This is a genomic window from Citrobacter sp. UYEF32 (assembly GCF_040546205.1).
Lineage (GTDB): Bacteria > Pseudomonadota > Gammaproteobacteria > Enterobacterales > Enterobacteriaceae > Phytobacter > Phytobacter diazotrophicus.
Window position 1 is genome coordinate 141,959 of record NZ_JBEPNI010000004.1, and the last position, 13,972, is coordinate 155,930.

The 13,972-nt window shown below is 53.6% G+C and carries 13 protein-coding genes; 5 read left to right on the forward strand and 8 right to left on the reverse strand.

Translation table 11 applies throughout. The features are described from left to right. Nucleotides 1-8: 8 nt before the first annotated feature. From ABIB59_RS12100 to syd, 6 genes are all read right to left on the reverse strand, one after another. The gene (locus ABIB59_RS12100) at nt 9-1,349 is read right to left on the reverse strand and encodes an enolase C-terminal domain-like protein (RefSeq protein ID WP_354035596.1); all 1,341 of its coding nucleotides are present in this window, start codon (nt 1,347-1,349) and stop codon (nt 9-11) included. 2 nt (nt 1,350-1,351) lie between these two features. Then, a complete protein-coding gene (locus tag ABIB59_RS12105) occupies nt 1,352-2,704 on the reverse strand; it encodes an MFS transporter (protein ID WP_039077080.1) in 1,353 nt (450 codons plus the stop codon). 491 nt (nt 2,705-3,195) lie between these two features. Then, a complete protein-coding gene (locus ABIB59_RS12110; RefSeq protein WP_039077081.1) occupies nt 3,196-3,645 on the reverse strand; it encodes a flavodoxin in 450 nt (149 codons plus the stop codon). Nucleotides 3,646-3,662: 17 nt separating this feature from the next. Then, nucleotides 3,663-4,445: a tRNA pseudouridine(65) synthase TruC gene (truC, locus tag ABIB59_RS12115; RefSeq protein WP_039077082.1), complete on the reverse strand. Its 783-nt coding sequence runs from the start codon at nt 4,443-4,445 to the stop codon at nt 3,663-3,665. Next, nucleotides 4,445-4,774, reverse strand: a complete 330-nt coding sequence (locus ABIB59_RS12120; protein WP_354035599.1) for a YqcC family protein — start codon at nt 4,772-4,774, stop codon at nt 4,445-4,447. The genes truC and ABIB59_RS12120 overlap by 1 nt, the downstream gene beginning before the upstream one ends. 640 nt (nt 4,775-5,414) lie before the next feature. After that, nucleotides 5,415-5,960: a SecY-interacting protein gene (syd, locus tag ABIB59_RS12125; protein ID WP_039077083.1), complete on the reverse strand. Its 546-nt coding sequence runs from the start codon at nt 5,958-5,960 to the stop codon at nt 5,415-5,417. 70 nt (nt 5,961-6,030) lie between these two features. Here syd and queF point away from each other — a divergent pair, with 70 nt between their 5' ends. From queF to xni, 5 genes are all read left to right on the forward strand, one after another. Further along, nucleotides 6,031-6,876: an NADPH-dependent 7-cyano-7-deazaguanine reductase QueF gene (gene queF / locus ABIB59_RS12130; protein ID WP_039077084.1), complete on the forward strand. Its 846-nt coding sequence runs from the start codon at nt 6,031-6,033 to the stop codon at nt 6,874-6,876. 118 nt (nt 6,877-6,994) lie between these two features. Continuing rightward, on the forward strand, nt 6,995-8,359 hold the full coding sequence (ppnN, locus tag ABIB59_RS12135; RefSeq protein WP_039077085.1) for a nucleotide 5'-monophosphate nucleosidase PpnN: 1,365 nt from the start codon (nt 6,995-6,997) through the stop codon (nt 8,357-8,359). 447 nt (nt 8,360-8,806) lie between these two features. After that, the gene (locus tag ABIB59_RS12140; protein ID WP_354035602.1) at nt 8,807-10,096 is read left to right on the forward strand and encodes an HAAAP family serine/threonine permease; all 1,290 of its coding nucleotides are present in this window, start codon (nt 8,807-8,809) and stop codon (nt 10,094-10,096) included. A 63-nt stretch (nt 10,097-10,159) separates the two neighbouring features. Beyond that, complete coding sequence (locus tag ABIB59_RS12145; RefSeq protein WP_354035604.1) at nt 10,160-11,527, forward strand: L-serine ammonia-lyase; 1,368 nt, start codon at nt 10,160-10,162, stop codon at nt 11,525-11,527. A gap of 110 nt (nt 11,528-11,637) precedes the next feature. Next, nucleotides 11,638-12,393: a flap endonuclease Xni gene (gene xni / locus ABIB59_RS12150; protein ID WP_354035606.1), complete on the forward strand. Its 756-nt coding sequence runs from the start codon at nt 11,638-11,640 to the stop codon at nt 12,391-12,393. Between the two features lie 76 nt (nt 12,394-12,469). Here xni and rlmM read toward each other — a convergent pair whose 3' ends face one another. After that, nucleotides 12,470-13,570 (reverse strand): 23S rRNA (cytidine(2498)-2'-O)-methyltransferase RlmM, encoded by a 1,101-nt coding sequence (gene rlmM, locus ABIB59_RS12155; RefSeq protein ID WP_079498499.1) that lies wholly within the window; start codon nt 13,568-13,570, stop codon nt 12,470-12,472. Then, nucleotides 13,563-13,958 carry a DUF423 domain-containing protein gene (locus ABIB59_RS12160; protein ID WP_039077090.1) on the reverse strand — a complete coding sequence of 132 codons (396 nt, stop codon included), beginning with the start codon at nt 13,956-13,958 and terminating at the stop codon, nt 13,563-13,565. The genes rlmM and ABIB59_RS12160 overlap by 8 nt, the downstream gene beginning before the upstream one ends. Between the last annotated feature and the right edge of the window lie 14 nt (nt 13,959-13,972).

The following is a 13,972-nucleotide window of genomic DNA, read 5'->3' on the forward strand; positions in this document are numbered from 1 at the left end:
TTACTCTGTCACTGACGTCCAAATACCGGGCGTTTTCTGTCAAATTTCCAGCCGGGGATCAGGTATTGCATCGGACCAGCGTCGTTACGCGCACCGCCTGGCAGGCTTTTGTAGATGGCATGGGCTTTTTCAATCTGCGCCCAGTCAATCTCCACGCCGAGCCCCGGCGCATCCGGTACCGCAATCTGCCCGCCTTTGATTTCCAGCGGCTGTTTCGTCAGGCGCGCCTCGCCTTCCTGCCAGATCCAGTGGGTATCGATGGCCGTCGGATTACCCGGCGCCGCCGCGCCAACGTGGGTGAACATCGCCAGTGAAATATCGAAGTGGTTATTGGAGTGGCAACCCCAGGTCAGACCCCAGTCATCACACAGTTGCGCCACACGTACCGCCCCGGAGAGCGTCCAGAAGTGCGGGTCCGCAAGAGGGATGTCTACCGCATTCAGCATTACAGAGTGGCCCATTTCACGCCAGTTAGTGGCGATCATGTTGGTGGCAACGGGCAGACCGGTGGCGCGACGGAATTCCGCCATCACTTCACGCCCGGAGAAGCCCTGCTCTGCGCCACACGGATCTTCCGCGTAGGTCAATACATCCTGGAGGTCTTTGCACAGTTCAATGGCTTCATCAAGTAGCCAGGCGCCATTCGGGTCCACGGTGATACGCGCATCCGGGAAGCGTTTTTTCAGGGCGCGGACCGCGTCAATTTCCTGCTCGCCCGGCAGCACGCCGCCTTTCAGTTTGAAGTCTTTAAAACCGTAACGGTCCTGAGACGCCTCGGCCAGACGCACAACCGCGTCGCTGTTCATCGCTTCCTGATGACGCAGACGGTACCAGTCGTGATTGCCGTCGGTTTTATCAAGGTATGGCAGGTCGGTTTTGGTGCGGTCGCCGATATAGAACAGATACCCCAGGACGGTTACGGCATCACGCTGTTTGCCCGGCCCCAGCAGCTCGCAGACCGGCACGTTCAGCGCTTTACCTAACAGGTCGAGCAGTGCGGCTTCAAGTGCGGCTACGGCATTAACGCGCAGTTCAAACGTCCATGCGCCTTTGCCAAAATTATCGAAATCGCTCGCCTGATTACCCTTATGAACGCGCTGAACTACTTTGTTCAGCCGCGCCACCTCCTGCCCCAGCACCATCGGAATAGCATCCACCAGCGTCTGGTAAATCACTTCCCCACCCGGTGCTTCGCCAACGCCGGTGTTACCGGCGTTGTCTGTCAGTACCACGATGTTACGTGTGAAATAAGCGTTATGCGCACCGCCAATGTTCATTAACATGCTGTCATGACCGGCAACCGGAATGACTTTCATATCTGTAATGACGGGGCTTGCTTGCGTACTCATAATTATCGTCCTGTGACAGGTTTCAATTCGATACGTTTGATATCTCCCACCAATACCAGGTAGCTCAGTACTGCCACCAGGGCATGGATACCAACGTAGATCAGCGCGCCGTTAAACGAGCCTGTAGTCCCAACGATGTAACCGATAGCAATCGGGGTAACGATACCGGAGATGTTACCGAACATATTGAACAGACCACCGCTCAGACCGCTGATTTCCTTCGGCGCCGTGTCGGCCATAACAGCCCAGCCCAACGCACCGATGCCTTTACCGAAGAACGCCATGGACATGAAACCGATAATCATCCATTCAACGTCGGTGTAGTTACAGAACACCATCACCATGGAGAGCAACATGCCAAGTACGATGGGTGTTTTACGTGCAATATTCAGAGAACCCGTGCGACGCATTAACCAGTCAGAGATAATCCCGCCGAGCACCCCACCCGCAAAGCCGCAAATTGCCGGGATGGACGCGATAAAGCCCGCTTTCAAAATAGACATACCGCGAGCCTGAACCAGGTAAACCGGGAACCAGGTGATAAAGAAGTATGTCAGGGCGTTGATGCAATACTGACCCAGGTAAACACCAATCATCATACGGGAGCCAAGCAGTTGCTTGATCTGACCCCATTTTTCGCTGAACGGGACTTTCGCTTTCCCGCTTTTCTGATCCATGTTGATCAGTGCGCCGCCTTCTGCGATGTATTCGAGCTCTTTCTTGTTCACCTTCGGATGCTGGTTCGGTTCGTAAATCACTTTCAGCCAAATGAAGCTGATAACGATACCCAGACCACCCATAAAGAAGAACACGTGCGACCAACCCACCTCATGGGTTAACCAACCCATAATCGGGGCGAAAATTACCGTTGCGAAGTACTGTGCGGAGTTGAAAATCGCGACTGCCGTCCCCCTTTCCTGTGCCGGGAACCAGGCCGCGACGATGCGACTGTTACCAGGGAAGGATGGCGATTCGGCCAGCCCTACCAGGAAGCGCAGGGTGAACAGCGCAACGATGATACCGAAGCCACTGAATACATCGACAAACCCTTGCAGCAGGGTAAACAGGGACCAAATGAAAATGGACCAGAAATAAACACGTTTGGAACCGAAGCGGTCAAGCAGCCACCCACCCGGAATCTGCCCTATAACATAGGCCCAGGAAAACGCGGAGAAAACATAACCCATACCGATTGGATCAAGGCCGATATCTTTGGCCATTTCTGACCCGGCGATTGACAGCGTGGCGCGGTCACCGTAGTTGAAGGATGTGACGATAAACAACATCACCACTATCCAGTAGCGAGCATTGGTACGCTTTTCAGCGCTGCTCGCTGCTTGGCTTAATGTACTCATTGTTGTACTCCCGAAGCATAAATGTTCATGTACATTCATCCGGAACAGGACAACCTGTAGGGGTGAACCGAATGATGTATTTGTGTTTTTTGCAGTTTTACTGCCGGGTCGCTATTCCCTGCGTACTGCGTTTTTTTAACTTGCGGGAAAAGTATAAAAAGGGGTACCTGAACACTCACCGTGCAACAACACAACATTGTGTGGTCACGGCATGAAGGTTTCTTGCAAAAGCCCAGGGGGATGGGGACTAACTCACGGAAATGAAAAGTTGAGGCGCTAACATTTGGTTAAAAGTCAGCCTGTTTTGAATAATGTGAAACGCATCGCTTGACGCAGTGTAAATGCACTTTTAACCCCTCAGGAGAAGAGGGTTTTTACTGGCAAACGCCCAATGCTTACTCGATTCAGTTGCCGCATAATGTGCCGCGTCGCTATTTTACCGCTTACCGCCAGATAAGTGGGTTGCCCTCCTGTAGGGGGAGGGCAAAACCTCATTTTAACAATGTCGCCCAGTGTTCCACCCACGGGTTAGAAACCGACTCAGGCTCGGGATCCTCGCTGGCATCGATCAGCAAAACGTCTCCCACGCGCTGCGCACTTTGTTCCTGCAATAACGCGTCAAACTGTTTTCCGCCACCGCAGAAATTTGTATAGGTGCTGTCGCCCAGGGCAATCACACAATAACGCAGCGCTGGCTGATAGCCGATTTTGTCACGAATGTACTGAAACAACGGCACAATACTGTCCGGCAAATCACCCTGCCCGGTCGTTGATGTCACCACCAGCGCATACTTATCTTTATAAGCATCCCAGTCCGCAGGTTCCGGATCTTCAAATACCGTAGCGCTGTGCCCCTGTTCGCCCAGAATCGTTTGTGCCTCTTCGGCCACCAGCAGCGCATTGCCGTACATGGTGCCAACGAAAATTCCGACTTCCGCCATGGTGCTCACTCCTTGCGTTAAATGTGAATCCCGCCATCCTGACCGCACGGCGAGACAAACTCAACCCTTTCATTGTCAGGGAGAAGCCCCTGCCAGCCAAACTGCGACAACGCCCGCATCCAGACATCATCCAGCCCGGCATGCAGCGTCAGCGGTTCGCCGGTAAAGGGGTGAGTGAGCGTTAACTGACTTGCATGGAGCATCAGTCGGTTACAGCCAAAATGTTCTGCCGCACTGCGGTTCTGACGCAAATCACCGTGTTTGCTGTCGCCGATAATCGGGTGGCGTAAATGGGCGAGATGGCGACGGAGCTGATGCTTACGCCCGGTTTGTGGGAGCAGTTCCACCAGGCCGTAACGTGTGGTCGGAAATTTACTGGTCGCCACCGGCATTTCGGTCGCCGCCATCCCGCGATAATGCGTCACCGCTGGCTGTGGGCCTTTATCTTCCCGGGCAAATTTGTCCGCGATTTTATCCAGCTCTTCAACCAGCGGATAATCCAGCACCGCCTCGTCCATCAGCCAGCCGCGCACGATCGCATGGTAGCGCTTCTGAATTTGGTGCTGCTCAAATTGCTGCGCCAGAAGACGCCCCGCCTCGCTCGACAGCCCCATCAGCAATACACCGGAGGTTGGTCTGTCGAGACGATGCGCAGTAAAGACATGCTGGCCTATCTGGTCGCGGACGGTTTGCATCACCACCACTTTTTCATCCCGATCAAGCCAGCTTCGATGTACCAACCAGCCTGAGGGTTTATTCACCGCAACCAGCCATTCGTCCTGATAGATAATCTCAAGCATCAGGCATCATCATTTGAGAAGAGCGCGTCGAGCTCTTGCAATTGCACAAGAATGACATCACGCGCGGGATGCGTCGCCTCGAGCGCAATTTCATAGTAAGGCGCAATGGCGAAGGATTCAGGCAGCGGATGCTCACCGTCCAGCAAGGCGTGCATGCGGGGAATCAACACCCATTGCAGCCACTCGTACGGTTCGAGGGTATCCATACAGAAAGGTTGAGTACTGTTGAACACTCTGGCATCCGGCGCAACGGACTGCCATTGGTTATGCTCACGTAACAGCGCCTCGATAAGCTGTAATTGCTGGCGCACGCGGGAAGGAAGCGTCATGAAAACCTCGATAACAAACGAACTGGCGCGCAGGATAGCATCTGTAGCGAGAAATAAAAAAAGGGAGCACTGTAAAAACAGTGCTCCCGGTTCGTTTCGCAGCAATCCAGCTACTTTTCGTGCTCCCTGCTCATCCTTGACAACTTTTCCTGCGGGTCTCCTGACCCTTGTTCATCCTTAAACTAGCGCATCCTGCCCACACCACCCCGATGTGGATTAGCCTCATCCGTAAAGCGTGTCCTTGATCTTCCTGATCCACCGAACATCCTGACCGGCTCTCGTTCTCCCTCCTGGAGGTGTCCTTTAATGCGTTCCTGCATTTTCCCTTTTACTTCATCCAGAAGCCTGTCCGTGAAGCACCATCCTGGTGTATCCCGTCTCGAAACAACATCATCCTGATGTTCGTTTCAGTGTGCGACTCCTTGTCGACGCAGATAGAATTACCCATTCCTCTTCGTCTTACAAGTGCGCCTAAGGCAAATATTTCCCCTGCTAACTATAATTTAACTAAGGTTATTATTTTCAATTTATTGATTTTATTATAAAAAACTAATAAAGAGACGTAGACCATAGGAAAGCAAGCAGGCGATCTCTCACAAGCTTTGTAAGAGATCTCTCACAAGAGGAATAGCAATAAAGATTACAGAACAGGCTCAAGTTGATTGAGGAAGTCCGCAAGATCTGAGGAAAGAACCGTACGCTGGCGGGTGCCCAATGTTTCTTTAATGACTTCACCGCTCAAGTTACACAGCGAAATCACATCAATGTCGCTGTCCAGAGTAGCAATAAAAAGTGTAGGCGAAAGCTTAAGTCTTTTCTGGGTGACCAGGTGGCCAATCAGGTTCTCCTGAACTCGCTGGAAATCGTCAGCGCTCCAGGTTTGCAGTAGTGTAAGCGTTTCCCCACGGAAGGTCGCTTGCATATCCCCGGCAAATTGTGTGGTGTAAAACACGCGAAGCGCAGGTTGTACCATAATATCCAGCGCGCGTTCAATCGCGTTTACATTTTGCTCCGGTAAAAACGGCTGCGGCTGCCACGTGACGAGGGTATCGGTCGAGGAGATAATGCACGGTGAAGGCACGCCATACAGCTCTTCACTTTGCGGCCAGGTACCGTACGACTGCTGCCATGCATCGCAATAGCGCGTAGTAAACGCTTTCAGGGCAAGGGCTATCTCTTTTTCCACCGCTTTCTCTCTTTATCTAAGCCAGGATACACTTTGCCTATTAGTGTACCCGTAAATATGGCGATGAAACATGTCTTCCTATGATAACCACCAGGCGCTGTCTGGCCTGACGCTTGGCAAAACCACCGACTACCGCGATCGCTACGACGCCAGCCTGCTGCAAGGTGTTCCCCGCAGCCTGAACCGCGATCCGCTGGGATTAAAAGCAGAGACTCTCCCCTTCCAGGGCGAAGATATCTGGACGCTCTATGAACTCTCCTGGCTTAACGCCAACGGTCTGCCGCAGGTGGCGGTCGGCCATGTGGAGTTAAACTACGCCAGCATCAATCTGGTGGAGTCAAAAAGTTTTAAACTTTACCTTAACAGTTTTAACCAGACCCGTTTCGCGAGCTGGGACGAGGTACGTGAGACGCTTGAGCGCGATCTTAGCGCCTGCGCACAAGGCGAGGTTTCCGTCGCGCTATACCGGCTCGATGAAATTGAAGGCCAGCCTATTGCCCACTTCCACGGCACCTGCATCGATGACCAGGATATCGTGATTGATAACTACGACTTCGACGCGGCACTGTTGACTAACGCGGCGAGCGGCAAAGTGGTGGAAGAGACGCTGGTTAGCCATCTGCTCAAATCGAACTGTCTGATCACCCACCAACCCGACTGGGGCTCCGTGCAAATCCAGTATCGTGGTCCGAAAATCGACCGGGAAAAGCTGCTGCGTTATCTGGTCTCCTTCCGTCATCATAATGAATTCCATGAGCAGTGCGTCGAGCGCATCTTTACCGACATTCAGCGTTTTTGTCAGCCAGAAAGCTTAAGCGTTTACGCCCGTTACACCCGACGTGGTGGGCTGGATATCAACCCGTGGCGCACAAATACCCGGTTTATTCCCGCAACCGGGCGTCTGGTTCGCCAGTAAACACACAATTTTTTGCTATCTGCGAGGGAGATTCATCGCGGCAGGTTGTTAAACGTCATAACCCGAGGCTATTGTAATCATCAGGGAAGATACAATTTTCATCCCGTAAGGAGTTCACTTGATTACACATATTAGCCCGCTTGGCTCGATGGATATGTTGTCGCAACTGGAAGTCGACATGCTGAAACGCACGGCCAGTAGCGACCTGTATCAACTGTTTCGTAACTGTTCACTCGCAGTACTTAACTCCGGAAGTCTGACTGATAACAGCAAAGAGCTGCTCTCTCGTTATGAAAGTTTTGATATCAACGTTTTACGCCGTGAACGCGGCGTAAAACTGGAGCTTATTAACCCGCCAGAAGATGCGTTTGTCGACGGGCGTATTATTCGCGCGTTGCAGGCAAACCTCTTCGCCGTCCTGCGCGATATTTTGTTTGTGAATGGACAAATTCACAGCGCCGGGCGACTCCAGCATCTGAATCTTGAAGATTCAATTCATATCACCAACCTGGTCTTCTCCATTTTGCGCAATGCCCGCGCGCTGCACGTTGGCGAAGCGCCGAACATGGTCGTGTGCTGGGGCGGTCACTCCATCAACGAAACGGAATACCTGTATGCGCGCCGCGTCGGCACCCAGTTGGGTTTGCGCGAACTGAACATCTGCACCGGTTGCGGTCCAGGTGCGATGGAAGCGCCGATGAAAGGCGCGGCGGTGGGACACGCGCAGCAACGCTATAAAGACGGGCGTTTTATCGGGATGACCGAACCCTCGATCATTGCTGCTGAGCCGCCTAACCCGCTGGTCAACGAACTGATCATCATGCCGGACATTGAAAAACGTCTGGAAGCCTTTGTCCGCATCGCCCACGGCATCATTATCTTCCCGGGTGGGGTGGGTACAGCAGAAGAGCTGCTTTATCTGCTGGGTATTTTGATGAACCCGGCCAACAAAGATCAGGTGTTGCCGCTGATCCTTACCGGGCCGAAAGAGAGCGCCGACTATTTCCGCGTGCTGGATGAGTTTATCGTCAATACGCTGGGGGAAAGCGCACGTCGCCACTATCGTATCGTCATTAACGACGCTGCCGAAGTGGCCCGCCTGATGAAAAAAGCCATGCCGCAGGTGAAAGAGAATCGTCGCGAAACCGGCGATGCTTACAGCTTCAACTGGTCAATTCGCATAGCGCCGGATCTGCAGGTACCGTTCGAACCGACGCACGAAAACATGGCGAACCTGAAACTGTATCCTGACCAACCCGTGGAAGTTCTGGCAGCCGATTTGCGCAGGGCCTTCTCGGGCATCGTCACCGGTAACGTGAAGGAAATGGGTATCCAGGCCATTGAAAAATACGGCCCGTACAAAATCCATGGCGACCGCGACATGATGCGTCGTATGGATGATTTACTGCAAGGCTTCGTCGCTCAGCACCGTATGAAGCTGCCGGGCTCGGCCTACATTCCTTGCTACGAAATCTGCACCTGAACCATAAGGGCGGCCTATGTCGCCCTCTCTTTTTCCTGGCCAGCCAATCGTTTGCGTCGCTCTGACGCCATATATAAATATTCATAAAACCTATATTAATGCTGATAAAACGCTAAAACACGCAAATCAGGCAGGCCTTTTATCGCGTTTTAACTTACATACTTTGCTTGTGAATCCCGCCAATGATAGCCTTCGCGCCCATAAATTTCATGCGGCGATCTGTTCGCAGAGCTTTACCCCAACAATAACCGTATAAAAAGTGGATTATTGCATTTGCGATCGGGATCACTGATCCATCCATAACATAAATGTATCGTGCCGCCCGCCAATAGTTACGAGATGAAATTATAAAAAAAACCGTAAAAGCGCAGAATTTCGTATTACCGCCGCGTTCTTTGGCATTGGATTTGACCAAAAAGCGGCATTTACTTTCCCTGGAGATATTAGATGGAAACGACTCAAACCGGCACCGTTGCTTCAATCGAGACCCGAAGCGCATGGCGTAAAACGGACACCATGTGGATGCTCGGACTGTATGGCACCGCCATTGGCGCAGGGGTTCTGTTCCTGCCCATTAACGCGGGCGTAGGTGGGATGATCCCGCTGATTATTATGGCGATTCTCGCCTTCCCAATGACCTTCTTCGCCCACCGCGGCCTGACCCGTTTCGTCCTCTCAGGTAAAAACCCAGGGGAAGACATCACCGAAGTTGTAGAAGAACATTTCGGCAAAGGCGCCGGTAAGCTGATTACCCTGCTCTATTTCTTTGCTATCTACCCAATCCTGTTGGTCTACAGCGTGGCGATTACCAATACGGTGGAAAGCTTTATGACCCACCAGTTGGCCTTAACCCCGCCGCCGCGCGCAATCCTGTCGCTGATTCTGATCGTCGGCATGATGACCATCGTACGTTTCGGTGAGCAAATGATTGTCAAAGCGATGAGTATTCTGGTGTTCCCGTTCGTGGTGGCACTGATGATGCTGGCGCTGTACCTGATTCCACAGTGGAGCACCAGCGCGCTGGATACTCTCTCTTTGAGCAGCGCAAGTGCGTCAGGCAACGGGCTGTGGATGACGCTGTGGCTGGCGATTCCGGTAATGGTCTTCTCCTTTAACCATTCGCCGATTATCTCCTCTTTCGCAGTCGCAAAACGTGAAGAGTATGGCGTGGAAGCTGAACGTAAATGTTCGCGCATTCTCTCTTACGCGCACATCATGATGGTACTGACCGTGATGTTCTTCGTGTTCAGTTGTGTGCTGAGCCTCTCCCCGGCAGACCTGGCGGCGGCAAAAGCACAGAACATCTCCATTCTGTCATACCTGGCAAACCACTTTAACGCACCGATCATCGCCTGGATGGCACCGATTATCGCGATTATCGCCATTACCAAATCCTTCCTCGGCCACTATCTGGGTGCGCGTGAAGGCTTTAACGGGATGGTGATTAAATCCCTGCGCGGTAAAGGTAAATCCATCGAAATCAACAAACTGAACAAAATTACCGCGCTGTTTATGCTGGTAACCACCTGGGCCGTTGCGACGCTGAACCCGAGCATTCTCGGCATGATCGAAACCATGGGCGGCCCGATTATCGCGATGATTCTGTTCCTGATGCCGATGTACGCTATTCATAAAGTACCGGCTATGCGTAAATACAGCGGCCATATCAGCAACATCTTTGTTGTTGTAATGGGTCTTATCGCTATCTCCGCCATCTTCTTCTCTCTGTTCAGCTAATCCCTTAGCGCCGTCAGCACGGCGGCGCTTTTCCCTGATCTTTTTAGCCATGGATACTGCATCATGATCAGCGTATTCGATATTTTTAAAATCGGTATTGGCCCTTCCAGCTCCCACACCGTTGGGCCAATGAAAGCCGGTAAGCAGTTCACGGACGACCTGATCGCACGCGACATGCTGCAAAACGTTACCCGCGTTGTGGTGGACGTTTACGGTTCCCTCTCACTGACCGGGAAAGGTCACCATACGGATATCGCCATCATTATGGGGCTGGCGGGAAATCTGCCGGACACGGTGGATATCGACGCCATTCCTGAGTTTATTCAGGACGTTAATACCCACGGACGGCTGCTACTGGCAAACGGCGCCCATGAAGTGGAGTTCCCGGTTGATAAGTGCATGAATTTCCATGCAGATAATTTATCGTTGCATGAAAACGGGATGCGCATCACCGCCCTGAACGGTGAAAACGTGCTGTACAGCCAGACTTATTACTCTATCGGCGGCGGCTTTATTGTTGATGAAGCTCACTTTGGTCAGAGCAATGACGCCCCTGTCGCCGTACCTTACCCGTACAAATCGGCTGCGGACCTCCAACAACACTGCCGCGAAAGCGGACTCTCTCTTTCCGGCCTGATGATGCAAAACGAGCTGGCGCTGCACAGCAAGGCAGAGCTGGAGGCGCATCTTTCCGCCGTCTGGGACGTCATGCGCGGTGGAATTGAACGCGGCATCACCACCGAAGGTGTGCTGCCAGGCAAACTGCGTGTTCCGCGCCGGGCGGCGGCATTGCGCCGTCTGCTGGTAAGCAGCGATAAAACCACCAGCGACCCGATGGCGGTGGTCGACTGGATTAACATGTTCGCGCTGGCTGTTAATGAAGAAAACGCGGCAGGCGGGCGCGTGGTGACGGCCCCAACCAACGGTGCCTGCGGCATTGTCCCGGCGGTACTGGTCTACTACGACAAGTTTATCCGTGAGGTCAACGCCAATTCGCTGGCGCGCTATCTGCTGACCGCCAGTGCCATTGGCTCGCTCTATAAAATGAACGCCTCAATTTCCGGCGCGGAAGTGGGTTGCCAGGGCGAAGTTGGCGTCGCCTGCTCCATGGCCGCCGCCGGGCTGGCTGAACTGCTCGGTGGAAGCCCTGCCCAGGTATGTATCGCCGCAGAAATCGGCATGGAGCATAACCTTGGCCTGACCTGCGATCCTGTGGCCGGACAAGTGCAGGTGCCCTGCATCGAGCGTAACGCCATCGCCTCGGTAAAAGCGGTCAACGCCGCGCGGATGGCGCTGCGCCGAACCAGCGAGCCGCGTGTTTGCCTGGATAAAGTTATCGAGACAATGTACGAAACGGGCAAGGATATGAATGCCAAATATCGCGAAACCTCGCGTGGTGGTCTGGCGATGAAAATCGTCGCCTGCGATTAATCATCCGGCGCCTCGTTTTGCGAGGCGTCTTCCCGAATCCCGTGCTGCGGATAGTCTCCCAGCCCCGTCAATGTTACCCTGAACGCCTGTATCATGGCCTGGAGGGAACGGTGGCTATCCATCTGCTTATTGTTGACGCACTCAACCTTATTCGACGTATTCACGCGGTTCAGGGTTCGCCCTGCGTCAACACCTGCCAGCACGCGCTGGATCAGCTGATACTCCACAGCCAGCCTACCCACGCGGTCGCCGTGTTTGACGATGAGGCCCGCAACCAAAGCTGGCGGCACCAGATGCTGCCCGATTACAAAGCCGGAAGGCCGCCAATGCCGGAAACCCTGCATGATGAGATGCCGGACCTGCGTGCCGCTTTTGCCCAGCGCGGCGTACAAAGTTGGGTGTCGCCGGGTAACGAAGCTGACGATCTGGCCGCTACGCTCGCCTGCAAAGTAGCAAATGCAGGACATCAGGCCACCATTGTCTCCACGGATAAAGGCTACTGCCAGCTTCTGGAGCCGGGCATCCGCATTCGTGACTATTTTCAAAAGCGCTGGCTGGATGCCCCCTTTATCGCCAGCGAGTTCGGCGTTTCACCTCAACAGCTCCCCGACTACTGGGGGCTTGCGGGTATCAGCAGTTCAAAAATACCGGGGGTCGCGGGGATTGGCCCGAAAAGCGCGGCCCAGTTGCTGACCGACTTTCAGGATCTGGAGGGTCTGTATGCCCGTCTGGATGAGGTGCCGGAGAAGTGGCGCAGGAAGCTCGAAGAGCATAAAGAGATGGCCTTTGTCTGCCGCGATATCTCGCGCCTGCAAACGGATATTCATATTGATGGCAACTTACAGCAGTTGCGTCTTTCCCGGTAACCATCAACCGGCGTTTAGTCTGTAAAAGCGGGAAAGTAAACTGACCTGCCAGGCAGGTCAGTTATATGGGAAACGCTTAGCGCTCGTCGCGACGCCCACCCACCGCAGCCCACCAGCGACGGACGTGAACCGTCACCTCTTCGCGGTCATGGTAAAGCTGGCGCGCCTGGATCTCGGCATTGATGCCGTGCGCCTGAAGCTGTTCCTGAATATACGCCAGGTTCTGCTGCACCTCTTCGTAGCGCTTTTTCATTGGCAACTTGAGATTAAAAATGGTTTCACGGCACCAGCCGTTAACCAGCCATTGCGCCATCAGCGCGGCCACTTTAGCTGGTTTTTCCACCATGTCGCAGACCATCCACGAAATGTTGTTGCGGTTTGGACGGTAGCGGAAGCCATCTTCCGGCAGCCAGGTCACCTGGCCGGTATCCATCAGGCTTTGCGCCATCGGACCATTATCCACGGAGACAACCCACATATTGCGTTTGACCAGTTGATAGGTCCAGCCGCCAGGGCAAGCCCCCAGATCCACCGCGTGCATACCGTTCGCCAGGCGCTCGTCCCACTCATCGGCCGGGATAAACACATGGAAAGCTTCTTCCAGTTTCAGCGTTGAGCGGCTCGGCGCATCAGAAGGGAACTTGAGACGCGGGATGCCCATATAAAACGGTGAATTATTGGTTGTGTAAGAGTACCCGGTATAGCAACAGCCCGGCGCGATAAAGAACACATGCACCACCGGGCGCTTCGGCGTCTCGTAGTTCACCAGAATGCCCGCCTCACGCAGCGCCGCACGCAGCGGCACGGTGAATTTGCGGCAGAACTTCATCAGCTCTTTGCTTTCGTTGGTGTCAGCCACTTCAACGCGTAAGTCACCGCCTTTCTCCACGACACCCTGCAACATCCCCACGATCGGAGTAATGCGATCTTCTGGCGGCAGATTCTGTAATAACTCGCCGACCACAAACATCTGACGGGCGAAGATGAGCGAGCTGAACGGCAGTTCACGCGCCAGCTTGTCTGCGTCTTCAGGCTGATAACATTCGAAAATGACATAGCCCGCGTTCTCTTTGACGCGGGCAAAGCCAAACACCTCGCGGCGCCCGGCTTTGTCGGTAATTTCTGCGGCACACTCTTTCTCGAAACCAGGGCGGCACAGTAAAACAACTTTATTCATGAACAACGCCCTTACGTTTCAGACGGATTGCACCAATAAACATTAACACCCATCCTGCCAGGAAGCAGACGCCGCCAACAGGGGTGACAAACGCCCACAGGCGCAGATGCGAAAGCGCCAGGCAATACAGACTGCCGCTAAATAACACCGTGCCCAGGGCCAGAAATACACTACTCCAGTAAAACCAGATGCTGATACGACGCTGCATCGCCACCGCCAGCCCCAGAACCGCCAGCGTATGGAATGCCTGATAGTTGAGGCCGGTTTGGATCCAGCCCATCTCAACAACGCCCATCGATTTACTTAAAACATGTGCGCCGAATGCTCCCAGCGCAACATAAACAAAACCGCTCACTGCGGCGAAAATCAACATGAAACGGCTGGTCATGTGCGTACCCTAAA

Bases quoted from the DNA above. Each gene is read 5' to 3' on its own strand.
- ABIB59_RS12100 (WP_354035596.1), bottom strand. From the start codon at position 1,349: ATGAGTACGCAAGCAAGCCCCGTCATTACAGATATGAAAGTCATTCCG.
- ABIB59_RS12105 (WP_039077080.1), bottom strand. From the start codon at position 2,704: ATGAGTACATTAAGCCAAGCAGCGAGCAGCGCTGAAAAGCGTACCAAT.
- ABIB59_RS12110 (WP_039077081.1), bottom strand. From the start codon at position 3,645: ATGGCGGAAGTCGGAATTTTCGTTGGCACCATGTACGGCAATGCGCTG.
- truC (WP_039077082.1), bottom strand. From the start codon at position 4,445: ATGCTTGAGATTATCTATCAGGACGAATGGCTGGTTGCGGTGAATAAA.
- rlmM (WP_079498499.1), bottom strand. From the start codon at position 13,570: ATGAATAAAGTTGTTTTACTGTGCCGCCCTGGTTTCGAGAAAGAGTGT.
- ABIB59_RS12160 (WP_039077090.1), bottom strand. From the start codon at position 13,958: ATGACCAGCCGTTTCATGTTGATTTTCGCCGCAGTGAGCGGTTTTGTT.
- queF (WP_039077084.1), top strand. From the start codon at position 6,031: ATGTCTTCCTATGATAACCACCAGGCGCTGTCTGGCCTGACGCTTGGC.
- ABIB59_RS12145 (WP_354035604.1), top strand. From the start codon at position 10,160: ATGATCAGCGTATTCGATATTTTTAAAATCGGTATTGGCCCTTCCAGC.
- ABIB59_RS12120 (WP_354035599.1), bottom strand. From the start codon at position 4,774: ATGACGCTTCCTTCCCGCGTGCGCCAGCAATTACAGCTTATCGAGGCG.
- ABIB59_RS12140 (WP_354035602.1), top strand. From the start codon at position 8,807: ATGGAAACGACTCAAACCGGCACCGTTGCTTCAATCGAGACCCGAAGC.